This window comes from Leisingera sp. ANG49, assembly GCF_059694505.1.
Map to the genome: position 1 here is coordinate 396,328 of NZ_JCATZN010000001.1, position 21,959 is coordinate 418,286.

27 protein-coding genes and 1 tRNA gene are annotated in these 21,959 nt (G+C 62.0%); 10 read left to right on the top strand and 18 right to left on the bottom strand.

The genetic code is table 11. The annotated features are described in order from the left end of the window. Positions 1-57 precede the first annotated feature (57 nt). From AC58NV_RS01920 to AC58NV_RS01935, 4 genes are all read left to right on the top strand, one after another. Positions 58-636 (top strand): outer membrane protein, encoded by a 579-nt coding sequence (locus AC58NV_RS01920; protein WP_366661877.1) that lies wholly within the window; start codon positions 58-60, stop codon positions 634-636. A 303-nt stretch (positions 637-939) separates the two neighbouring features. After that, the gene (cysS, locus tag AC58NV_RS01925; RefSeq protein WP_497225635.1) at positions 940-2,322 is read left to right on the top strand and encodes a cysteine--tRNA ligase; all 1,383 of its coding nucleotides are present in this window, start codon (positions 940-942) and stop codon (positions 2,320-2,322) included. Then, positions 2,322-3,956, top strand: coding sequence for a citramalate synthase (cimA, locus tag AC58NV_RS01930; RefSeq protein ID WP_497225636.1), 1,635 nt, complete (start codon positions 2,322-2,324; stop codon positions 3,954-3,956). The genes cysS and cimA overlap by 1 nt, the downstream gene beginning before the upstream one ends. Beyond that, positions 3,946-4,722, top strand: coding sequence for a squalene/phytoene synthase family protein (locus AC58NV_RS01935; RefSeq protein WP_497226380.1), 777 nt, complete (start codon positions 3,946-3,948; stop codon positions 4,720-4,722). Before cimA ends, AC58NV_RS01935 begins: the two co-directional genes overlap by 11 nt. Before the next feature lie 71 nt (positions 4,723-4,793). On the opposite strand, the gene AC58NV_RS01940 is transcribed toward AC58NV_RS01935, so the two are convergent. Beyond that, entirely contained in the window at positions 4,794-6,011 is a 1,218-nt protein-coding gene (locus AC58NV_RS01940) for an MFS transporter (RefSeq protein ID WP_497225637.1), read from the bottom strand. Between the two features lie 105 nt (positions 6,012-6,116). On the opposite strand from AC58NV_RS01940, the gene AC58NV_RS01945 reads away from it, so the two are divergent. Next, positions 6,117-6,758: a DNA-3-methyladenine glycosylase family protein gene (locus tag AC58NV_RS01945; protein WP_497226381.1), complete on the top strand. Its 642-nt coding sequence runs from the start codon at positions 6,117-6,119 to the stop codon at positions 6,756-6,758. Further along, the gene (locus tag AC58NV_RS01950) at positions 6,755-7,420 is read left to right on the top strand and encodes an alpha/beta hydrolase (protein ID WP_497225638.1); all 666 of its coding nucleotides are present in this window, start codon (positions 6,755-6,757) and stop codon (positions 7,418-7,420) included. Before AC58NV_RS01945 ends, AC58NV_RS01950 begins: the two co-directional genes overlap by 4 nt. Before the next feature lie 32 nt (positions 7,421-7,452). Here AC58NV_RS01950 and AC58NV_RS01955 read toward each other — a convergent pair whose 3' ends face one another. Together AC58NV_RS01955 and AC58NV_RS01960 are read right to left on the bottom strand one after the other, a co-directional pair. Continuing rightward, positions 7,453-7,875 (bottom strand): VOC family protein, encoded by a 423-nt coding sequence (locus AC58NV_RS01955; RefSeq protein ID WP_497225639.1) that lies wholly within the window; start codon positions 7,873-7,875, stop codon positions 7,453-7,455. A 12-nt stretch (positions 7,876-7,887) separates the two neighbouring features. After that, complete coding sequence (locus AC58NV_RS01960; RefSeq protein WP_497225640.1) at positions 7,888-8,541, bottom strand: pseudouridine synthase; 654 nt, start codon at positions 8,539-8,541, stop codon at positions 7,888-7,890. A 230-nt stretch (positions 8,542-8,771) separates the two neighbouring features. On the opposite strand from AC58NV_RS01960, the gene AC58NV_RS01965 reads away from it, so the two are divergent. Next, the gene (locus tag AC58NV_RS01965) at positions 8,772-9,356 is read left to right on the top strand and encodes an HNH endonuclease (RefSeq protein WP_019297838.1); all 585 of its coding nucleotides are present in this window, start codon (positions 8,772-8,774) and stop codon (positions 9,354-9,356) included. 157 nt (positions 9,357-9,513) lie between these two features. On the opposite strand, the gene AC58NV_RS01970 is transcribed toward AC58NV_RS01965, so the two are convergent. Continuing rightward, entirely contained in the window at positions 9,514-9,879 is a 366-nt protein-coding gene (locus AC58NV_RS01970) for a hypothetical protein (protein WP_497225641.1), read from the bottom strand. Between the two features lie 559 nt (positions 9,880-10,438). On the opposite strand from AC58NV_RS01970, the gene AC58NV_RS01975 reads away from it, so the two are divergent. Further along, positions 10,439-11,791, top strand: a complete 1,353-nt coding sequence (locus AC58NV_RS01975; RefSeq protein WP_497225642.1) for a mechanosensitive ion channel domain-containing protein — start codon at positions 10,439-10,441, stop codon at positions 11,789-11,791. A 38-nt stretch (positions 11,792-11,829) separates the two neighbouring features. On the opposite strand, the gene AC58NV_RS01980 is transcribed toward AC58NV_RS01975, so the two are convergent. The 10 genes from AC58NV_RS01980 to rocF form a co-directional block, all read right to left on the bottom strand. Continuing rightward, complete coding sequence (locus tag AC58NV_RS01980; protein WP_497225643.1) at positions 11,830-12,813, bottom strand: AI-2E family transporter; 984 nt, start codon at positions 12,811-12,813, stop codon at positions 11,830-11,832. Positions 12,814-12,866: 53 nt separating this feature from the next. Further along, positions 12,867-13,628 (bottom strand): hypothetical protein, encoded by a 762-nt coding sequence (locus AC58NV_RS01985; RefSeq protein ID WP_497225644.1) that lies wholly within the window; start codon positions 13,626-13,628, stop codon positions 12,867-12,869. Continuing rightward, a complete protein-coding gene (locus AC58NV_RS01990) occupies positions 13,615-14,016 on the bottom strand; it encodes a phage holin family protein (RefSeq protein WP_497225645.1) in 402 nt (133 codons plus the stop codon). The genes AC58NV_RS01985 and AC58NV_RS01990 overlap by 14 nt, the downstream gene beginning before the upstream one ends. Then, positions 14,003-14,455 (bottom strand): hypothetical protein, encoded by a 453-nt coding sequence (locus AC58NV_RS01995; RefSeq protein ID WP_497225646.1) that lies wholly within the window; start codon positions 14,453-14,455, stop codon positions 14,003-14,005. Before AC58NV_RS01995 ends, AC58NV_RS01990 begins: the two co-directional genes overlap by 14 nt. Before the next feature lie 124 nt (positions 14,456-14,579). After that, the gene (locus AC58NV_RS02000; RefSeq protein ID WP_497225647.1) at positions 14,580-14,765 is read right to left on the bottom strand and encodes a PLDc N-terminal domain-containing protein; all 186 of its coding nucleotides are present in this window, start codon (positions 14,763-14,765) and stop codon (positions 14,580-14,582) included. Positions 14,766-14,942: 177 nt separating this feature from the next. After that, positions 14,943-15,221 (bottom strand): hypothetical protein, encoded by a 279-nt coding sequence (locus AC58NV_RS02005; protein ID WP_497225648.1) that lies wholly within the window; start codon positions 15,219-15,221, stop codon positions 14,943-14,945. Beyond that, a complete protein-coding gene (locus AC58NV_RS02010) occupies positions 15,218-15,418 on the bottom strand; it encodes a DUF1328 domain-containing protein (RefSeq protein ID WP_497226382.1) in 201 nt (66 codons plus the stop codon). The genes AC58NV_RS02005 and AC58NV_RS02010 overlap by 4 nt, the downstream gene beginning before the upstream one ends. Positions 15,419-15,767: 349 nt before the next feature. Then, positions 15,768-16,814: an ornithine cyclodeaminase gene (ocd, locus tag AC58NV_RS02015; RefSeq protein WP_497225649.1), complete on the bottom strand. Its 1,047-nt coding sequence runs from the start codon at positions 16,812-16,814 to the stop codon at positions 15,768-15,770. Beyond that, entirely contained in the window at positions 16,811-17,740 is a 930-nt protein-coding gene (ctlX, locus tag AC58NV_RS02020) for a citrulline utilization hydrolase CtlX (protein WP_497225650.1), read from the bottom strand. Before ctlX ends, ocd begins: the two co-directional genes overlap by 4 nt. Then, positions 17,737-18,663 carry an arginase gene (rocF, locus tag AC58NV_RS02025; RefSeq protein WP_497225651.1) on the bottom strand — a complete coding sequence of 309 codons (927 nt, stop codon included), beginning with the start codon at positions 18,661-18,663 and terminating at the stop codon, positions 17,737-17,739. The genes ctlX and rocF overlap by 4 nt, the downstream gene beginning before the upstream one ends. Before the next feature lie 112 nt (positions 18,664-18,775). On the opposite strand from rocF, the gene AC58NV_RS02030 reads away from it, so the two are divergent. Continuing rightward, the gene (locus AC58NV_RS02030; RefSeq protein WP_065267363.1) at positions 18,776-19,201 is read left to right on the top strand and encodes an Lrp/AsnC family transcriptional regulator; all 426 of its coding nucleotides are present in this window, start codon (positions 18,776-18,778) and stop codon (positions 19,199-19,201) included. A gap of 63 nt (positions 19,202-19,264) precedes the next feature. Here the strand turns inward: AC58NV_RS02030 and AC58NV_RS02035 are convergent, their stop codons facing one another. Then, on the bottom strand, positions 19,265-19,732 hold the full coding sequence (locus tag AC58NV_RS02035) for a disulfide bond formation protein B (RefSeq protein ID WP_497225652.1): 468 nt from the start codon (positions 19,730-19,732) through the stop codon (positions 19,265-19,267). Positions 19,733-19,734: 2 nt separating this feature from the next. Then, complete coding sequence (locus AC58NV_RS02040; RefSeq protein WP_497225653.1) at positions 19,735-20,313, bottom strand: YqaA family protein; 579 nt, start codon at positions 20,311-20,313, stop codon at positions 19,735-19,737. 164 nt (positions 20,314-20,477) lie between these two features. On the opposite strand from AC58NV_RS02040, the gene AC58NV_RS02045 reads away from it, so the two are divergent. Continuing rightward, positions 20,478-20,563, top strand: a tRNA-Leu gene (locus AC58NV_RS02045). Positions 20,564-20,673: 110 nt separating this feature from the next. Here the strand turns inward: AC58NV_RS02045 and AC58NV_RS02050 are convergent. Beyond that, complete coding sequence (locus tag AC58NV_RS02050; RefSeq protein WP_497225654.1) at positions 20,674-21,390, bottom strand: tyrosine-type recombinase/integrase; 717 nt, start codon at positions 21,388-21,390, stop codon at positions 20,674-20,676. Between the two features lie 326 nt (positions 21,391-21,716). Beyond that, positions 21,717-21,926 (bottom strand): helix-turn-helix transcriptional regulator, encoded by a 210-nt coding sequence (locus AC58NV_RS02055; protein ID WP_497225655.1) that lies wholly within the window; start codon positions 21,924-21,926, stop codon positions 21,717-21,719. Positions 21,927-21,959 lie beyond the last annotated feature (33 nt).

A 21,959-nucleotide genomic window follows, 5' to 3' on the forward strand; every position in this document is an offset into this window, starting at 1 on the left:
TTTTGTAGGCGTCAACGGCGCACAGCCTGCGCCGGGACTGCAAAAGGAGAAGTCTGAATGACTCGTTTCGTAGCTATGACAGCCATCGCAACCGTAATGGGCAGTGCGGCATTCGCCGGCAATCTGGTTGAGCCGGTGGTCGAACCCGCGCCGGCACCGGCGCCGGTTGTGGTCAATGAGGGCGGCGATTGGACCGGTTTCTATCTGGGTGGCCAGATCGGCCAGCTGGACGCGGATGCCAGCAACGGTGCCTCGGGTGATGATACCGCTTACGGTGTCCACGGCGGCTACAATTATGATTTCGGCCGTTTCGTGCTGGGCGGCGAACTGGACTATGACGCAACCGACCTGGATCTGGGCGGCGGCGCAACCGTCGACTCGGTGGCCCGCGCCAAGGTGAAGGCCGGCTATGACTTCGGCCGGGTGCTGGCCTATGTGACCGGCGGTGTGGCTGAGGCCGACAGTTCGCTGGGCAGCGAAACCGGCGACTTCTATGGTGTCGGCCTGGCCTACCAGGTGACCGACCAGTGGCAGATCGGCGGCGAAGTGCTGGAGCATGACTTCGACGAGTTCGGCACCTCGGGCGTTGGCTCGGATGCCACCTCGGTGTCGCTGCGCGCATCTTTCAAGTTCTAAACTGACACAAGCACCGGCGCGGCACTCTAGTTCCGCCGCGCCGCTGGCCGCCCGGTCTGTACCCAAGGCAGGCCGGGCGGCCTCTGCCGTTTCAGGCTGCCAAAAGGCTTGGCGGGGCTGCCGCCCCGTGCTAAGCAGCCTGCATGAACCAGAAATGCACCACCATTATCTGCTGCATTACCTGCTGACATATCAGCGGGCTGGTTTCTGTCGTTTTCATTTCCCTGACAAGTTGCTAAGCCCGCGTTGCGCGCAATGGGTGATGCCGGCCGTTTTGAGCTGGGCATGCAAAAGGAACCGGGCATGGGAACCAAGGACAGAGTGATCAAGCTGCAGAACACGAAGACCCGCAAGAAAGAGGTCTTCGAGCCGATCGACGCCAGCAACGTGCGGATGTATGTCTGCGGCCCCACGGTTTATGACCGAGCGCATCTGGGCAATGCCCGGCCGGTAGTGGTGTTTGACGTGCTCTATCGTCTTCTGCGCGAGGTTTATGGCGCAGGTAAAGTGACTTACGCCCGGAACTTCACGGACGTTGACGACAAGATCAACGCCCGCGCCGCCGAGAGCGGGCGGCCGATCGGCGACATCACCGCCGAGACGACCCAGTGGTTTCTTGACGATATGGGCGAGTTGGGCGCCCTGCAGCCGGACTACATGCCGCGGGCAACCGAATACATCCCGCAGATGGTGGCGATGATCGAGGATCTGATCGCCAAGGGCCACGCTTATGCAGCGGAGGGCCATGTGTTGTTTGCTGTCGACAGCTGGAAGGAGCTTTACGGCAAACTGTCGGGCCGGTCTGTCGATGACATGATCGCCGGCGCCCGGGTTGAGGTGGCACCCTACAAGAAGAACCCGATGGATTTTGTGCTGTGGAAACCCTCCACCGGCGATCTGCCGGGCTGGGACAGCCCCTGGGGCCGCGGACGGCCGGGCTGGCACATCGAATGCTCGGCGATGTCTTTTGAGCTGCTGGGAGAGACCTTCGACATCCACGGTGGCGGCAACGACCTGATGTTCCCGCACCACGAGAATGAAATTGCGCAAAGCTGCTGCGCCCATCCGGAAGGTGAGTTTGCACGTTTCTGGCTGCACAATGAGATGCTGCAGGTGGAAGGCAAGAAGATGTCCAAATCCCTGGGCAACTTCTTCACCGTGCGCGACCTGCTGGACCAGGGCTATCCCGGCGAGGTGATCCGGCTGGTGTTCCTGCAGACCCATTACCGCAAGCCGATGGACTGGACCGACAAGAAGGCCAAGGAAGCAGAAGCCACGCTGCGCAAGTGGCGGGCGCTGACCGCGGGTATCGAACCCGCGTCCAGCGCTGCTGCCGCGGTCCTGGATGCACTGGCCGATGACCTGAATTCGGCAGGTGCGATTGCCGAGCTGCACAAGCTGGCAGCGGCGGGCGATGCCGCCGGGCTGCTGGCGTCGGCACAAATGCTGGGGCTGCTGACCGAAGACATGGGCGCCTGGGCCTCCGCACCCTCTGTCGACCTTTCCGCATATGAGGCAAAGCTGTTCGAAGCCCGTCAGAAGGCTATGGAAAGCAAGAACTTTTCGGAAGTTGACGAGCTGAAGGCGGCCTTCGTCGAGGCAGGACTGGAAGTACGGATGAGCAAGGCTGGGGTGGAACTGGTGCCGGGAGCCGGGTTTGATCCGGCCAAGCTGGAGTCGCTGTGATGGCCAAGGAGCGCCTCTATCTTTACGACACAACCCTGCGCGACGGGCAGCAAACTCAGGGGGTGCAATTCTCCACCGAAGAGAAGAAGCAGATCGCGCAGGCACTGGACAATCTGGGCATCGACTACATTGAAGGCGGCTGGCCGGGTGCCAATCCGACCGACAGCGCGTTCTTTGAGGAGGCGCCGCGGACCCGCGCCACCATGACCGCTTTCGGCATGACCAAGCGGGCAGGCCGGTCGGCTGAAAACGACGAGGTGCTGGCCGCGGTGATGAACGCGGGAACCCGGGCTGTGTGCCTGGTCGGCAAGAGCCATGATTACCACGTGACCCATGCGCTGGGGATCACGCTGGAGCAGAACCTGGAGAGCATCCGCGCTTCGGTCACCCATATCGTGGCACAGGGGCGCGAGGCGCTGTTTGATGCCGAGCATTTCTTTGACGGATACAAGGACAACCCGGACTACGCCCTGGCGGCCTGCCGCGCGGCGCTGGAGGCGGGGGCGCGCTGGGTGGTGCTGTGCGACACCAATGGCGGTGCGCTGCCGGCGGCGGTCCATCGGATCGTCGGCGAGGTGGTCGGGGCCGGTATCCCAGGCGAGAAACTGGGCATACATACCCATAACGACACAGAAAATGCCGTGGCCTGCTCCTTGGCAGCGGTGGATGCCGGGGCGCGGCAGATCCAGGGAACCCTGAACGGTCTGGGCGAACGCTGCGGCAATGCCAACCTGACCGCGCTGATCCCGACACTGCTGCTGAAGGAACCCTATGCCAGCAAGTTCGAAACCGGGGTGAGCCTGGACGCGCTGGCCGGGCTGACCCGGACCAGCCGGATGCTGGATGATATCCTGAACCGGGTTCCGGTGCGCCAGGCGGCCTATGTGGGGGCCTCGGCCTTTGCCCATAAGGCGGGGCTGCACGCCAGCGCGATCCTGAAAGACCCGTCCACTTATGAACACATCGAGCCGGGCAAGGTCGGCAACGCGCGGGTGATCCCGATGTCGAACCAGGCCGGGCAGTCGAACCTGCGCAAGCGTTTGACCGATGCAGGGCTGACCGTCGAAAAGGGCAACCCGGCGCTGGCGCGGATCCTGGAGCGGATCAAGGACCGCGAAGCGGAAGGCTATTCCTACGATACCGCGCAGGCCTCGTTCGAACTGCTGGCGCGCAAAGAGCTGGGCCAGTTGCCGGACTTCTTTGAAGTCAAGCGCTACAAGGTCACCGTTGAGAGGCGCAAAAACAAATACAACCGGATGGTGAGCCTGTCCGAGGCGGTGGTTGTGGTGAAGGTTGACGGCGAAAAACGCTTGTCCGTTAGCGAGTCGCTGGACGACACCGGCAGCGACCGCGGTCCGGTCAACGCGCTGGCGCGGGCGCTGAGCAAGGACCTGGGACGCTATTCGGCGCAGCTGGAGGATATGCGGCTGGTGGACTTCAAGGTGCGGATCACCCAGGGCGGCACCGAGGCGGTCACGCGGGTCATCATCGACAGCGAAGACAGCCAGGGCCATCGCTGGTCCACCGTCGGCGTTAGCCCGAACATAATTGACGCCTCGTTTGAGGCGCTGCTGGATGCGATCCGCTGGAAGCTGATCCATGACAGCGGAGCCGGGCAGGCGGATGCAGTTTGACGCCGACCTGACGGCCTGCGCAGAGCAGGTGCAGAAAAGCGACCCGGACCGGTTTCTTGCCACCATGGCTGCACCGGTTCCGTCGCGGCCGCTGCTGTTCGCGCTGTACGCCTTTAATATCGAGCTTGCACGGGCACCATGGGCCAGCCAGGAGAGCATGATCGCCGAAATGCGGGTGCAGTGGTGGCGCGATGTTGGCGCGGAGATCGCCGAAGGGAAGCCGGTCCGCCGCCACTATGTGGCGACCCCCTTGGCGCAGCTGCTGAAGCCGGAACTGGCGGCCTGCATTGACGGCATGGCAGAGGCGCGGCGCTGGGACATCTACAAAGACCCGTTTGAGGATGAGGCCGCCTTTGACAGCTATATCGACCGGACCAGCGGTTCGCTGATGTGGATGGCTGCAGCGTCTTTGGGGCAGGCGGATGAGGCTGTTGTCAGGGATTTCGGTTATGGTGCAGGCATCGCTAATTGGCTGCGGGCAATCCCTGAACTGGAGGCGCAAAAGCGAATCCCGCTGCTGGATGGCACCTTGGAAGGAGTTCAAACTTTGGCACGCAAGGGGCTGGAAAAACTGAAAGAAGCGCATTCGAAGAAGGCGGCGGTTTCGAAATCTGCCGGGGCTGCGCTGCTGGCAGGCTGGCAGGCGGAAGCAGTTTTGAAACAGGCCATCCGCGAACCCGAGCGGGTGGCGAAGGGGGCCCTCGGCCTGAGCGAGTTCCGGCGCCGGGCGGGGTTGATGCGGCGGGCGGTCTCAGGGCGCTGGTAGGGAAACAACGTGAAAAAGGGCGCCCGTTTCGGCGCCCTTTTTCATTTGTCCGTGTCTCCGAACTGGTCCGGTCAGGCCGCTTTGGGCCGCATCACCAGCCACAGAAGCGCGCCGCCTGCCAGCATCAGGAAGGGCGCCATAGCCATGTTCACTGCGTTCCAGCCATCCACCGGGTTGCCGCCGGAGCAGTTCATCAGCCCGCCTGAGGCAAGCGAAGCCATGGTCACGCCGCCAAACACCAGAAGATCGTTGAGGCCCTGCATTCGGCCTTTTTCATGGCTGTCATGTGCGCCGGCCAGCAAGGTCGTGGCGCCGATGAAGCCGAAGTTCCAGCCAATGCCGAGCAGAACCAAGGCAATGAAGAAGTTTTCGAGATCCACGCCTTGCAGCGCGACTGCGCCTGCGCCGGCGAGGATTATCAGGCCTGCGGCGACAATCTTTTCGACACCGAAACGGGCGATCAGGTGGCCGGTGAAGAAGGAGGGCACATACATCGCAAGGACGTGGGAGGTGACCACATCCGCGGCGTTGCCCTCGGTGAAACCGCAGCCCACCACCGCGAGTGGCGTCGAGGTCATCACCAGGTTCATCAGCGCATAGGAAACCATGGCGCAGATCACCGCAACGGCGATAACCGGCGTTTTCAGAAGCTCCAGGCGGCTGCGGCCCTTAGGGCTGTCCTGACTGGGCGCAGGCGGCCTGGGGATGTCCAGAAACAGGAATAGAGCCGCGCCCAGAACGTTGACGGCAATCACCGCCATGTAGGTGCCAAGAAACGGAATAACAAAGGCTTGGCTGGTGGCCTTCACAATCTGCGGGCCGATGACAGCGGCCGCCAGACCGCCCGCCATGACATAGGAAATTGCCTTGGGGCGGAACGCCTCGGACGCGGTGTCGGCGGCCGCAAAACGGTAGAAGCCATGCGCGCTCATGTAGACGCCGGTCAGCAGGCTGCCGGCCAGGAAGATGGGGAACGACCCGAGATACAGCCCGTAAGCGCCAACCAGGCCGCCAACCGCGCCAAAGGCAGCGCCGGTGAAGAAGCCGGCCCGGCGGCCCCAGCGATGCATAATGGCCGAGATCGGCGTGGCCGCCAGCATCGAGCCGCCCACGATCAGCGAGATCGGCAGCGTCGCAAAGCAGGGGTTGGAGGCCAGCGACTGGCCCGCCAGGCCGCCAACGATGAAAATCATCGGCATCTGGGCGCCGAGGATCGCCTGGGCCAGCACCAGGATGGCAACGTTTTTCTTGGCGACCGCGTCGCTGGGGGTGGTCATGGTCATGCTCATATGGGATGCGTAGCGGTGAACCGGGGGCGGGGCAAGGCGCTTGCCGCGCTGGAGGGCCGCCGTTTTGCCGCGGCCAAAGGGGGTGACGTGGCGTCAGATCATCAGATGTTTCTGCCCGGAGTTGGCCGGATCATACAGTGTGACGATTGTGTCTCCGAGGGCGCGGAATGGCTGGCGGCACAGGACCGCCGGTTTGCCCATGCGCTGGAACTGACTGGTCCGCTGCCCCTGCGGCGCAAGCCTGAAGGGTTTGCGGAGTTGCTGAGCGCCATTGTCAGCCAGCAGGTGAGCGTGGCCTCCGCCAATGCGATCTGGAAGCGGATGAAGGACGCCAGGCTGACCGGCCCTCGCAAGATTCAGTGGGCAACAGATGAGGACCTGCGCGCGGCTGGCCTGAGCCGCCAGAAGATACGTTATGCCAAAGCGCTGGCTGAAGCGCGCATTGATTTCAAGGCTTTGCGCAACGCTCCTGATGCGGAGGTGATTGCCACGCTGGTCCAGGTGCCGGGAATCGGCGTCTGGACCGCGGAGATTTACTCGATGTTTTCGCTGGGCCGTGCGGACGTGTTTGCCCATGGCGACCTGGCCCTGCAGGAGGCCGCACGGGTTCTGTTCGATCTCCCCGCCCGCCCGAAGGAGCGGGAGATGCGGCAAATTGCGGAAGCCTGGTCGCCGTGGCGGTCGGTTGCGGCGCGCATTCTGTGGGCCTATTACCGGGTGGCGAAGGACAGGGAAGGAATCCGATGACTCGTGTACTGAATGCCGGCCGCAAGGAGCCGCTCTCCGGCGAAACCCGCTCCGTTGTGGTGTTCCTGCATGGCTATGGCGCCAATGGCGCGGATCTGCTGGGGCTGGCCGATCCACTGGGCGAACACCTGCCGGATACGCTGTTTGTCGCACCCGACGCGCCCGAGGCCTGTGCCGGTGCGCCGTTCGGCTTCCAGTGGTTCCCGATTCCCTGGATCGATGGTTCGTCGGAAGAGGAAAGCATGCGCGGAATGCAGGCCGCGGTGGAGGACTTGAACGCCTTCCTCGATGCGCTGATGGTGGACGAGGACGTGCTGCCGGAACAGGTGGTGCTGTTCGGTTTCAGTCAGGGCACGATGATGAGCTTGCATGTGGCGCCGCGGCGCGAGGACGCTGTATCCGGGATTGTTGCATTTTCCGGCCGTCTGCTGGCGCCGGAGCTGCTGAAGGATGAGGCGGTGTCCAAGATGCCGGTTCTGCTGGTGCATGGCGATCAGGACGACGTGGTGCCGGTGCAATCGCTGCCCGCGGCGGTCGAGGCGCTGCAGGAGGCCGGGTTCCAGGATGTATTTGCCCATATCCAGAAAGGCACCGCCCACGGTATCGCGCCGGACGGGCTGAGCGTCGCGCTGGCCTTTATGCGAGACAAGCTCGGCCTGTAAGTAGCTTAATTGAAACTGGGTTGTTCTGTGGGTCAATAGGCCCACAGATGCGGCTCGGCAATCTCGAGCGAATTTCCGGCCGGATCGCGGAAATAGACCGACCGCGCGCCGCTGGGCCAGTCAAATTCGGACTCGATCTCCACGCCTGCCGCCAGCAACCGCGCCCGCATCTTCAGCAGGTTTTCGCGGGGTTGCGTGAAACACAGATGCCCAGGTCCATGTGCGCCGTGCGGCGGCACCGGCAATCGCGGATTTCCGGGCGGCTTCACGGTTTCGGCGGCATTGAACAGCAGCACGACGGCACTGCCGCAGCGGAAAAACACATGCCGGTTGCCGACCCGCTGGATGCGTTCCAGTCCAAGAAGGCTACCGTAGAACGCTTCTGCTGCGTCCAGATCGTCCACATACAGGGATGCTTCCAGGATGGCATCGGGAGAAGGGGCTTGGGGCAGCATGCCTGCAGGCTATCAGCGGCGGCGGAGCCTGTCACCTTTTGCCGGACGCGGCGATGCGGCCTTGGGCCGGCGCGGGGGCTTCTGCGAGGGTTTGGGCGGGCCGGGCACGTGGGGCGGCTCCAGATCCTCCCAGGCGCCCTGCGCCAGCCCGTCCAGCGTCCAGGCGCCGATGCTGTAGCGGATCAGGCGTAAGGTGGGGTGCCCGACAGCCGCCGTCATCCGACGCACCTGCCGGTTGCGCCCTTCACGGATGGTGAGCGCGATCCAGCAGTCGGGGACTGTCTTGCGCACCCGGACCGGCGGGGTGCGCGCCCAGAGCCCCGGCGGTTCCGGGATCACCTGCACCTTGGCGGGCCGGGTTTTGCCGTCCTTCAGATCAACGCCTTCTGCCAGCAGGTTGATCGCGTCGGCACCGGGAATACCCTCCACTTGCACCCAGTAGGTCTTGTCCATCTTGTGCTTGGGATCGGTGATCCAGGATTGCAGCCGCCCGTTGTCGGTCAGCAGCATCAGCCCCTCGCTGTCGCGGTCGAGACGGCCGGCGGCATAGACGCCAGGGCAGTCGATATACCGGCTGAGGGTTGCCCGCGGGCTGTCCTGGCCGCCGCGGTCGGTGAATTGCGGCAGCACGTCATAAGGTTTGTTGAAGCGGATCAGGCGGGTCATGGCAGGGCAATAGGCGGGAAGGTGCGGCAGGGCAAGAGGCTGGCGCCATGCCAGCCTGTGGATAACTGTCACGGGCCTGTCACGGAATCAGCTTAGCCAACTCTCGATATATTGTGGATCATTGGGGCTTGTCAGGTGCCAACCACGATATATAGTCAAAGTCAGGCTGGGGCGGGTTCCCCGCTCTGGTTCCGGGAAACGGAAGATCAGGGCGAGGAAGACGTTCAAAAATGGATGGCGATTTCAGGGCAGAGTTTGTCAGATCTCCAGGGGCGCTGAAACAGCACCCGGCGCTGGTGCTGAATGCGGATTACCGGCCGCTTTCATATTACCCGCTTTCTCTATGGTCCTGGCAGGATGCAGTGAAGGCAGCCTGGCTCGACCGGGTGGCCATCGTGGCCGAGTATGACGAGGTGGTGCACAGTCCGAGTACCGAGATCCGAATACCGTCTGTGGTGGTTCTGAAAGATTATGTGAAACCTCAAAAGCGCGTGGCCTTCACGCGCTTTAATTTGTTTTTGCGGGATGAATTCTGCTGCCAGTACTGCGGCAGCAAGGGCGAATTGACCTTCGACCACGTGGTGCCGCGCGCTGCTGGCGGGGTGACCAGCTGGGAGAACGTTGTCGCCGCGTGCAGCCCCTGCAACCTCAAAAAGGGATCGAAATCATTGCACCGGGCCGGGATGTCTCTGCGTAAACCGCCGCGGCGGCCCGGAGCAGAGGAATTGCGCAACACAGGGCGCAAGTTCCCGCCGAACCATTTGCACGAAAGCTGGATGGATTTCCTGTACTGGGATACTGAACTGGACGCCTGACAGGAGCAGGCGAAACCACTCCAGTTGCGCACGCAGGTGACCCGGGCATCCTTCTGTCCGGGTTGGCGTCAAGGGGCTGCATCGGATTGCGGCGTGTCGGAAAAGGCCGTCAGGCCTTTTCCTCTTTCACCACGGAAAGGTACGTGCCCAGCGGCGGCTACTCCCCGACTTGGCCCATGATTGCGTCCAGATGCGCTGTTGCAAATGGCCGGGTAAGCATCGGAAGGTTCCTTAGGTCGGGATCTGTGGTCTTTCCGTTGACCAGAATGATGCGCCAGCCCTTGCCGCGTGCCGCCAGCAGCCAGTTCCGGGCCGCTGGATCTCTGAGCGGGAAGGCGAAGAACACCAGTCGTGGCGTCGGTGAACGGTCATCCAGAAACGCTTCGCAAAGCTCAATTTTGGTTTCGCTGATTATGTCGTCCAGACCGCGGCGCATGAGATAGTCGCTGATGTCGACAGCTTCAAATGTGTTTTCAGTCAGGATCAGAATTGGTGCGTCCGCACCACTAGGTTCAGTGCCCATTTAGTCTCCTCAAGTGTTGGAGGAGCCATGCCACCAGCCTGGGGCGATTGCATTAAACTGTGACATACCGGATCGCGTTATTTGGAAGGAAAAATTTCTTTGACCCAGGTGTGATACGACCAGTGAGAAGAGTTCTGACGGTTTGACTCTTCCATTAATTTCAAGAAATTAAGCGATCAGACGCAATGTCCCCCGAGCGCTTGTTTGAGAAGTGCTGTTACTTTCTGCTCTTGCCCGCCGCGCCATCCGGGTTCTTGAATTGCCACAGAGCAATCGGGTCTGGGGCTGCGGTTTCTTGTGTTCGTGCCGCCGGCCAGCTGAAAAATCCGCGGCAACGCGCTGAGCATGTCAGGAGCAACTTGTTTCAGAGGCTGAGGGAGTTAGCAGCAGGCGTGTTCAAGCCGGTCATTCTGCTTTAAGCAATGTTCAGCCTCCATCCATCCGGCAGCTCGCCGCGGGGCGGGGCACGCATTTGCCAATGTGATTATGTGCTGTGGAGGAACTTGAATTGAACCGTGAACAGGGTACGGGTAATTCATCGAGTGCAAACCGGGTGAGGATGCAGGCGGTTTTCGCTCTGGCGGCGGCAGCAATTCTTGCTTTCTCCGCGGTTGCCGGCCTTGCACAGTCGGCAGACGGCCCGGTTCAGACAGACGGCCAGATCGAAGTAGGCGCCGAGGCGGTGCGCGACAGCGAGATCCTCAGCCGGATTGAAAAGCTATTGGGCCAAATAGACGGTTTCGGCGGTGTCGAGGTGTCGGTGACGGAAGGCGTTGTCAGGGTCACCGGGCAGGTGATCGACAATGCAGCGCAGGACCGGCTGACTCAGATCATCAACCGGGTCGCCGGCGTGGTCGCGATCGAAAACGAAACGGAAATCAGCGGCACCCTGGAGGAACGGCTGGCACCGGCGATGGAGCGGATCGCAGGACGGACGCGGAACATTCTGGCAAACGGGCCGATCTTTCTGGTCGCCTTGACGGCCTTTCTGGCGGTCGCGGCCGGGGGCTGGCTGCTGACAACCCGGATCGGCATCTGGACCCGGCTGGCTCCCAACGCCTTTATTGCTGATGTCTACCGGGCGGTGGCGCGGATTCTGTTCATTCTGACGGGGCTGGTGCTGGCACTGGACATCCTGAATGCCACAGCGCTGATCGGTGCGGTCCTGGGCGCTGCCGGTGTTGTTGGCTTGGCGCTCGGCTTTGCGGTGCGCGATACGGTGGAGAATTTCATTGCGTCCATCCTGCTAAGCCTGCGGCAGCCGTTCCGGCCGAATGACTTTGTCGACATCCAGGGGGATCAGGGGACCGTGGCGCGGCTGACCTCGCGCGCGACCATTCTGATATCGCCCGAGGGCAACCATATTCGCATTCCGAATGCGACCGTGTTCAAGGGCCGTATCGTGAATTTCACCCGCGATCCCCGGCGCCGTTTCGGTTTTGATTTGGGGGTTGATGCGGATGCGGATCTGGCGGCGGCGCTGGCCACGGCCGTTGCCGCATTGGAGGCGCAGCAGTTTGTTCTGGAGGAGCCGGAGGTTGGCGCCTGGATCAGCGAGGTTGGCGATTCCAACGTGATCCTGACCTTCACCGGCTGGGTGGACCAGACCAGAGTGGATTTCGCCAAGGCGCGCGGCGAGGCGATCCGGGCCGCAAAGCTGGCGATGGAAGCTGCGGGATTCGGCCTGCCGGAGCCGACTTACCGGGTGCGTTTGGATCGCGGACAGGCTGCGCTGCCATCCTCGGAAGGACCTGCTGAAGAAAACCGGACCGCAAAGGCTGCGATTGCGGACCTGCCGGAGGCTGCCGATCCTGCACGGGCGGAACTGGCAGTGGCAGAAGCGGCGGAGAGGGAACGCGAGGGAGTGGATGGCGGCGAAAATCTGTTGGACGATCAGCAAAAGGTTGAATGAAGCCGGCAGCTGCTCTTCGCGCGGCGGACGGCATGCTGTCACATGGCTTTGCTTAGCGGATCATCGGCGTCCAGTTGCCGAGCGCCGGGCTGAGGATCCAGCAGCACACCGAGCCAAAGCAGCAACGGCAGCGTCACAAAAGCGCCGACCGGTCCCCACAGCCACAGGCCAAAGACAATTGCCAGGAAGATCAGCAAGGGGTTGATCGCCATGCGCTGGCCCACGACCAGGGGGGTCACGATATTGGCCTCTGCCAGATTGATCAGCAGAAAGGCGAGCGGCGGCAGCACGGTGTATATGCCGTGGAATTGCAGCATTCCTGCGATGGTCAAACTTACCGCCATCAGCAGCGGGCCGAGGTAAAGAACGTAGTTCAGAAGCCCGGCCGCCAATCCCCAAAGAAGCGCGTATTCGACGCCAAGCGCCATCATGGCGGCTGCGGTAACAGCTCCCAGGCCGGTGTTCACCAGAGTTATGGCGGCAAAGTAGCGGGCTACAACGGTATCCGCGTGTTTCAGCCTGTCCTTCAGTGGCCCCGTCATCCGGTAGAGATCGTTGCGGGTCAGGGTAAAGAAAAACAATGTGCCCACGAAAATGAAAACCTGGGAGACAAAGCTGGGCGCCAGCCACAGGGCGTCACCCACCGAAGGGATAGCAGTTTGCGGTTCCACTGCCTCGGCGCCGACGCTTTCCTCTATCTCCTGGCTGATGGTCTCAATGCCGCGCAGTAGCGAGGAGGCGCGGTCAATCAAGCCTGCCATAACCGACTTGATGCGGGGCAGTTCCTCAATCAGGACGTTGATAAGCGGTTCGATCAGAAGCAGGATGATTGCGACATAAAGCGTGCACAGCAGGAGCAGTGACAAGGCAATCGCCAGCCGCGGCACTCCGTGGCGGGCCAGCTTGTCGGCCAGCGGCGACACCACCACCCCCAGCACAAGCGCAAAACTCATCGGAGCCAGGATCTGCTGGGCCAATTGCAAGGCAGCAGTGATGCTGATGACCGTCAGGATCATCAGCATCACACGGACCCCCCGGCCGCTGAGAGCAGTTTTCAGAAATCCAGGCATCGCGGTCAGCTGGCCGTGGTTTGCGGCGGCACATAGGTGTCCGCCGGATCCAGCTGGGCACTGGCCTTCTGGTACAGCTTGTCCAATTCCTCGCGCAGGGCCGCTTCAGCTTTGGCCGCCAGCGCATCACGGTGGGCGCCAAGCAGCTCGTCCTCGCGGCGGGTGGCGGGCAGCAGCGCTCCGATCAGCGCGCCGAGACCAAGCGCGATGGCACCTGCGGCCAGCGGGTTCTGATCATAGAAGGTACGGCCCTGAGCCGCTACGTCTGCCGCGTGGGCTTCGACTTTTTCCTGGGCCTGCAGCGCAGCCGTCCGGGCCTTGAGGACACGTTCGCGGGCGGCATCGGGCAGCGCGTCCAGGCCTGCGTTCAAGGTTTCACGCATCTTGCTGGTGCGGAAGCTTTCTTCACTCATACCGGTCATCTCCCTTTTCATGGCAGCATCCGCCGCGGCGACACGGTCATCGAAACCAGCAAAGGCGGCCTCGGGCGGGAGAGCAGCCGGTTGGGGTGGGGGGCTGTGCCGACGGGCACCGGTTCCGGTGAACATGAGCGCGAGTCCTGCTCCTGCCAGGGCCAGAGCCGCAGGATTGCGTTTGGCAGCAGCCACTGCCTGATGGCCCAGCTGGCCGCCGTAGCCGTGTGCGGCGGCGGTCAGCTGTTCAGTGACGGAGCGCGGCGCAAGGGTGCTGCTCAGGCCAGACAGCGAGGCGGCCAAGCGGCGGCGGTTTGCGTCGACTTGCTGTTCAAGACTGTCAGTTCCGGGCATTTGCGGCCTCCTTGATGCTGGCAGCGTCCCGTTTCACATTTCGGATGGTGCCCGACGGCAAAAGCGCTTCGCTGCTGAGCCGGGATTTGCCCGCCACGAGAAGGCACGCGGCACCGGCCAGAAATGCGCCGCCGACGATCAGCGCGGACACTCCGGGGGACAAACCTGCGGCGGCGATCCAGGCAACAAGTGCTGCGGCGAGGACATGCAGGCCTGCCAGTGCGAGAATGGCTGCAATCGCCATGCAGGCAAGCCCGGCTCCGGCGCGCGCGGCTCTTTCTTTCAGTTCGCCCTTGGCAAGTTCCGCCTCGCTGCGCAGCAAACCTGCGAAATGGCGAAGCGTTTCGATGAACAGTTCGGGTGCAGCGTTCAAGTCACGAAATGCCATGGCGGGTTCCCCCATGTGCCGGAGACAAAGCGCCGCCTGTTTCGTGAAGGCTGGCATGCAACGGTTCGCGGGCTTTCAGGAAGCGGGTGGCAGAGAACCCGGCCAAGGCAGCAGCGCTGAGAAACAGAAGCGGATTGCGGCGGGCGAAGGCGCTGACATCCTGAACCGTCTGCTCGATGTCCAGCGCACGGACACGATGTGCCGCATCCTCCAAATGACCAGCCACCATCTGTGCAGCCTGGGCTTGGACTGAGCCGCGAGTAAAGGCATCCGCAGCAGCGCCTGCCGCGTCCGCGGCTGTCTTCACCTCGTGCGCGGCCTGAGATTGCGCGGCATCCGTGGCCTCGCGGACTTTTTCCGTCACTGCGGACTTGGCCTTGCGCCCCAAACTGGCGGCCTGTGCGCGTGCCTGCTGTTCCAGATCGGTAGTCGTGGTCATTTTCCTTGCCTCTCTAATCGCCGCACATTGAACTAATGCGGGCAATGCCGTGTCAGGCCCCCTGCGGGGCAAAAACGGACTTGCCCTGCCGGAGCCAGCCCAGCGGATCGGTTCGGCGAAGTGGTCAGATATGAGCGGCGGAAGATTTCGGACCGGCAATCAGCCAGATGATGAAGCCCAGAACCGGCAGCAGGAGGATCAGCAGCACCCACAGAACCTTGGCTGCGGTGGAAGCGCCAGAGGACAGGATCTTGACGATTGCGTAGACGTCCGCTGCCAGAACAAGCAGGCCAATAAGTCCATATTCCATGATCTTCTCCCTTGGATATGTGCTTCTGATGAGAGAACGCAGGCAGGGCGGATAAGGTTCCCTCGGCCGCCGCTAAATTGCTTCTTTGGAGACTGGGCGGGCAGCAGCGCCTTGAGCGGAAAGGAAAGAGCCGCGCAGTCTGCGCGGCCTTCCGGAAAGTGAGTTTCTGCAGGTGGTTCAGTACCGTTTGCGCAACGCCAGCCCAAGCAGGATACCGGCGCCAAGCGCGCCAGCCACTGCCAGGCCCGGGTTCTTCTTGATGAAATCCTGAGACTGGCTGGCCAGTCGTTCTATTTCGCCTTTGCCGTAGTCAATTCCGGCCTCCAGATTTTCCTGCGCCTTCTGAACGGTTTGTGCAGCTTTCTCTTTTGCACGGTCTGCCAGCCGGTCGGCCCCGGGGTCACTGGCTGCGGATTTAGCGTCGGAAAACTGTTTGGTTTCAGCTGTAGTGGTCATGCTTTGTGTCCTCTGCGTCTGGCTTTGGTTCGGTTGGCGGGTCGGGGCAGTTTATCTGCGGGCGAGACGCGCAACGGTGAAACGGCGACCAGCACCAGGAAAATCACAAACAGGATCTTCGCTGCGCCAGCAGATGCGGCAGCGATGCCGCTGAACCCGAAATGCGCGGCTATGGCTGCCATGATCAGGAATGTGATTGCTCAGCTCAGCATGTCTCTTGCCCTGTTCCGGTTGCGCGCTCACGGCAGCGCTGTCTGCCGGGTCAACGGTTGGGCGGGCAAAAGGTTCCAGTGCGCTTGCTTGCAGAAGGCTTCCGGAAAAGAAAAGACCCCCGCCGGGACAGAGGCGGGGGCAAGGTGTTGGACATTTTGGGGACGTGTCCAGAAGCAGCGGCAGGCTGCTATCCCAATCAAGACGCCTGAAGCGCAGATTGGTTCCCCAAAAAGTTTTTTGCGCAGAGGCGCTTCATGCCGGCGTGAAGCAAAACAGGGGCGAAAAGCTGGCCCCCATACCCGAAGCTGTTCCTGCCGGCACAGGGGGCCTGGTTTAGACCTTGGCGCGCTGAAGCATTCCGAACAGGTCGCGCGGGTCGTCCGGGTCTGCGAGCATGTCGAGATCGATGAAGTAGTCGGTGCCCTTGATACGGTCGCGGATGTAACGCAGTGCCGAGAAATCCTCGATCGCGAAGCCGACGCTGTCGAACAGGGTGATCTGGCGGTCGCCGGTGCGGCCCTGCTTCTTGCCAGCGATGACTTCCCACAACTCGGTCACGGCAAAGTCCTCCGGCATCTGCTGGATTTCGCCTTCGATCCGGGTTTGCGGCGGGTATTCGACAAACACGTCGGAGCGGCTGAGAATCCCTGCGGCCAGTTCTGTCTTGCCGGGGCAGTCGCCGCCGATCGCGTTGATATGGACGCCGCTGCCGACCATGTTGTCGGTCAGGATGGTGGCATACTGCTTGTCCGCGGTGCAGGTGGTGAGAATCTGCGCGCCTTCAATAGCTTCTTCCGGTGTCCTGCAACTGACAACCTCAATCCCCAAGCCTTGCAGGTTGCGGGCGCATTTCTCTGTGGCTGCGGAATCTTTGTCATATAGACGCACGGATTTCAGGCCGATGATCGCCTTCATCGCCAGGGTCTGGAACTCCGACTGGGCGCCGTTGCCGATCATGGCCATGGTAGTGGCACCTTTTGGTGCCAGATACTTGGCAGCCATTGCAGAGGTTGCGGCTGTTCGCAGGGCGGTCAGCATGGTCATCTCTGTCAGCAGCACCGGATAACCGGTATAGACATCCGCCAGCAGGCCGAAAGCGGTGACGGTCTGCAGCCCCTCGGAGGTATTCTTGGGGTGGCCGTTCACGTATTTGAAGCCATAGGCCTCACCGTCCGAGGTCGGCATCAATTCGATCACGCCGACGTCTGAGTGGCTGGCAACACGCGGGGTCTTGTCGAACAGCTCCCAACGCTTGAAGTCCTGTTCGACATAGTCCGCCAGATCGCGCAGCATTTGTTCGATGCCAACGTGATGAATGAGGCGCATCATGTTGTCGACGCTGACAAAAGGCACCAGGGCCTTTTCTGAGGGCTGTGTCATGCGGTTTTCCTTTCACGCGGGCTGAGGTGGATGCCTGCCAGCATGCAGCGCACCGACCCGCCTGCAGTTTCGATGGTGGGAATGGTCAGGGGCAGAGGCTCGGCGCTTTGCTCAATGATCGAAATCTGGTCTGGTCGCAGCGCCTGCAGAGCTTTGGCAGATAGTGCCAGAAGGCGTCTGCGGCCTGTTAACTCCAGAGCGTTGCCAGCAAAACTGACGATCTGAGCCAGCGTCAGGTCAATGACCCGGCGGCCTGTCTCCTCCAGCCGTGCCGCAACCTCAGCACGGCGGACGGGATCAACGATCATATCCAGGCAAATCAGCGCGTATTCTGTGCCGATGCCCATAAGGACATTGGTATGATATACGTCGCGGCCGGCATTATCTTTGGCTTCGAACACCATGGGTTCAAAGTTGAAATGGGTGCAGAAGCGTTCCAGCAACACCGGGTCGGCGCGGTTGGATTTCACCGTGTAGGCAATCCGCCCGATATGGTCGAGCACCATCGCGCCGGTGCCTTCCAGCGACAGGCCGTCCTGTTCCAGGCCGGAGTAGTCGATCACGTCCTGCACGCGGTAGTCGCGTTTCAGAAGTTCGATCACGTCCCAGCGGCGTTCCTTGCGGCGGTTCTCTGCGTACATCGGGTACACCGCAACATGGCCGCCTGCATGGGTGGAGAACCAGTTATTCGGGAAAACGCTGTCCGGCGTTTCATTGGTGGTGTCGTCAAAGACATGCACAGTGACACCGGCGCCGCGCAGGGATTCCACCGCGCCGTCGAACTCCGCCAGCGCCTGCGCGGCGGTGGTCTTCGCCGAGGTATTAGCAAGCGTCTGGAAGGCGTTATCACCCCGTGTTTCAGGGTTGGAGCAAAAGTGGTGCGGGCGCACCATCACTACCGCTGAGGGGGCTTGCAGGCTGCTCACTGGTAGCTCCGTGTCGGGCGGTCAAAGACGCGGCGGCCAAGCGCCGAGGCGCAGAGGTCCACCATCAGATGCGCGGTGCGGCCGCGCTCGTCCAGAAAGGGGTTCAGTTCCACGAGGTCCAGCGAGGTCATCAGGCCGGAATCATGCAGGATTTCACAAACCAGATGCGCCTCCCGCACGGTAGCGCCGCCGGGTACTGTGGTGCCGACAGCCGGGGCCACGGACGGGTCCAGGAAATCGACGTCCAGCGATACATGCAGCATGCCATTGGCCTTTGCGACCAGCTCCAGGAACTGGTTCAGCGGACCGGCGATTCCGTTCTCGTCAATGTGGCGCATGTCGTGGGTGCGGATGCTGCTGCCTTCCAGCGCGAGCCGCTCCTGCGTATCGACAGAGCGAAGGCCGATCATGCAGACGTTTTCCTGCGGCACCGGGTTGGTCACCTCAGGAAAGCCTTCGAAGCCGTTGCGCCCAGTGAAGTATCCAACCGGTGTGCCATGCAGGTTGCCGCTGTCCGTCGTCCGCGGTGTGTGGAAGTCGGTATGCGCGTCAAGCCAGAGGACGAACAGCGGCCGGCCCGCCTTGGCGGCATGATTGGCGGCTCCAGCCACGGAACCCAGCGACAGCGAGTGATCGCCGCCGAGGAAGACCGGCATGCCGCGCTCCAGCGCATTTTCGGCGGCCTGCGCCAGGCGCGAGGTCCAGCCGATGGTCTCGTTGCGGGCATAAACCAGCCCGCCGTTGTCGTCTCCAGCGTGGGTGTCTGGCGCCAGGTTGCCGAGGTCCTCAACGGTGTGGCCCAGGCTCTGCAGGGCTTCGGTGATGCCGGCGGTGCGGTAGGCGTCCGGGCCCATCAGGCAGCCCGCCCTGCGTTTGCCGCTGTCTACCGGGGCGCCAATCAGAATGCAGTGTTGTGAGGTCACTGTTTTGATCTCCCAAATTCTCAGGTTTAATACTAGAAACTTCCGAAACGTGATGGAATCCAGCAATCATTTTGCCCATAATGATGGGCAAATGATCATAACGGAGTGAGGCATGGACAAAACGGATGAGCGGCTGGTGTCAGCTCTGCGGCACAACGCGCGGGCGTCGCTTTCGGACTTGGCGCTGGAACTGAACCTGTCGCGGACCACCGTACGGGCGCGGATAGAGCGGCTGCAGGCCCGGGGGGACATCCTGGGTTTCACCGTAGTGCTGAAAGAGGATGTCCTGCGCGATCCGGTCCGCGGGCTGATGATGATCGGGATCGAAGGCCGCGGCACCAGCCGGATCACCAGACAGCTGCAGGGGCTGCCGGAAGTCAGGGCAATACACACCACCAACGGACGCTGGGATCTGATTGTCGAACTGGGCACTGAAACGCTGGAAACCCTGGATGCCGCCCTCGCCAAGATCCGGACCTTCGAAGGCGTCGTGAGCAGCGAAACCAATCTGCTGCTGGCGACCAAGAAGGACACCTGACTAAGGTTGGCATTTTACAATGCGGCCAATATCTTGTCGGCCGCATTGCAGCCTGCTGGAAGGTTAACCCTGCTTGCGGATGTGGTTGGCTGCAGCAATCCACAGCAGCGCGAGGCCAAAGGAAGCGATGGCGTTCCAGCTTGCCATGGAAAGCGACAGCATTTCCCAGGGGACCTCGTCGCAGCGCACCAGCGGCGCGGCCATGATCTGTTCCATCAACTGGTCAGGGGACAGCCCGCCAATCGGGCCGGAGGTGCAGGTCGAGGGGCCTTCCCACCAGCCGCTCTCAACCCCGGTGTGGTAGGCGCCAACCCCGGCGGTCGCCAGCGCAGCAAGCGCGCCCAGATAGGGCAGAACCGCGCCGGGGACGACCAGCGCAAGGACGCCGATTCCTGCTGCGGCAGCATGGGGATAGCGCTGCCAGTAGCAGAGTTTGCAGGGCGCCATTTCACCGATGTACTGGAACCCCAGCGCACCCAGCAGAAGTGCAGCGGATCCTGCAGCAGCCAATGCGATCAGAAGTCTGTGCATATTCAGATAAACCTCACCATCAGGAAACCGCCGAACAGGATCACCATGAAGGCGGTGAATACCATCCCGAGGCGGCGTTCAATGAAGTCGCGGACCGGGGCACCGAATTGCCACAGTAGGCCCGCCACGATGAAAAAACGCAATGCCCGCGCGAGGATAGACGTGGCAATGAAGGTGCCGAGCGGCATCCCGGTCCAGCCCGACATGATGGTGATCACCTTGTAGGGGAATGGCGTGATGCCTGCGCCCAGCACCGCCCAGAAGCCAAAGTCATTGAAGCGGGTATTGAATTCCGCCATGGCATTGCCCTTGCCCATGGCCTCCAGCACCGGCTGGCCGATGCTTTCATAAAAGAAGGCGCCGATGGCAAATCCCAGAACACCGCCGGCCACAGAGGCGATCAGCGCCACCAGCGCGACCAGCCAGGCACGCGACGGGCGGGCCAGGATCATCGGGATCATCAGAACATCAGGCGGGATCGGGAAAACCGAGCTTTCGACAAAGGCCACAACGGCCAGGCACCACAGCGCCTTGGGATGATCGGCCAGTGCCATCGTCCGGTCATATAGCGGTTTCAGCATTCTGCGCCCTGCGTCCTCAACGGCGTTTGCCAAGGGAGGTGGCATGCGCGCGGCGCTCCGTCAACCTTTGCAGCCAGTGATTTTGCCACGCGGCGAATTTTCGGCGGCGGAGTTCCGTTTTGTCTCTGGACCTTGGCCGATTGCTTGGCTAGGAACAGATCGCGGCCCAAGTGGCGGAATGGTAGACGCAGGGGATTCAAAATCCCCCGCTGGTGACAGCGTGCCGGTTCGAGTCCGGCCTTGGGTACCAATAAAAACAAAGGCCTGCAGCGTGTTCTTGCTGTGGGCCTTTGTTTTCTCTCTCACCGACTCCCGCATGCGACTCCCACTTCACGTTCTGTTCTTGTTCCGTCCAGAATCTCAGGTGCGGCGCTTCTGGGCCGCGCGAGAGAGAGCTTTGCGGCTGGCGCGCTTGCGATAATAGGCCACCATCTCGGCACTTTGGCCGGTGACCGCCTGGATCTCCGCATCGCTGCAGCCAGCTTCCGCAAGGCGGATGATTGCCAATTTCCGAAGCCCGTGCAGGACGAATGGCTTTGCCTTCTCACCGAGACCGTTCCGCCAGGTGCGGAAGGCCTTTTCAACGGCGTCATAGCCAAGCGGCTGAGACAGGTTCTTTGCGAGAACATGACGGCCGGCGTTTGGCAGCTCATCGATGTAGTTGCGCAGATCTTCCGGGCAGTAGGTTTCGAAGGTTACGCCGGCCTTTTCGTCCAAGACCTCCATCCACTCGCCGCGGAACTGGTCCCGGCGCATCTGGATTGCCGCGTTTGGGCGCTGACCGGTGCCAAGGATTAATTCTGCTGCGGTTCTAACCGTTTGCGGCGCGTCTTTCAGCTTCTCAACCAGCCATTCAGGCCAGGGCTCATACTCCCGTCGCCTGCCGAACATGCGGATGCCGGCGGCCGGATTCTCGCCGAGCGGCCAATCCAGCTCCTTCTGGCCGTAGTTCCAAAGCAGGCGGATCGTCTGCAGGTATTTGTCAGCCTTGCGGGGGGTGGCCGCAAGCTTGTCGTGTGCGGAGCGGATCGCCTGACGGGTGGTGCTCCGTATGTCCTTGCTGGAGTTCTTCTCCATGATCCGGTCCATGTCTCGCCGGTAGGAGCGTTTGGTGCTTTCGGCAAGATCGGACTGAATCCGAGGGTCGTTCCGCCAGGCCTTTATGAGGGTGCCCCAAGTGTATTTCGCGGGCTTGGCTTGCTGCTCATGCTTCCCGGTCCGGCACTCCCAATAAAGCGCGTCAAGACGCTCCGCATCACCGCGCCAGTCCAGTTTGATGGCCTTCTCTTTGCGCTTGCCGCCCTCGGTCCATGTGACACGGTGGTACGGCTCCCAAGCGTCCTTCCGCTTGTTCAGCTTCCAGGTCAGGTTAGGCTTTGTGATCCTGGGCTTGGCAGGCTTTCTCAAAGTTCAAAATCCTCGGCAGGTCGGGCGGCTTCACCGCTCAGAATGGCCCGTAGATCATCTGTGCGCCAGCGCTCCACGCCATCGGCCAAACGCACGGGCCGCGGAAGCGCGCCGCTGTTCACCAGCTTGCGGAAGCGGGAAACGGACAGATCAAGGTATGCAGCCGCATTGGCTTCTTTGAAGGCCGCCGGCTCATGCTTTCCCATCTATTTCATCTCCTGTGGTGCGGCGCGTGCAGT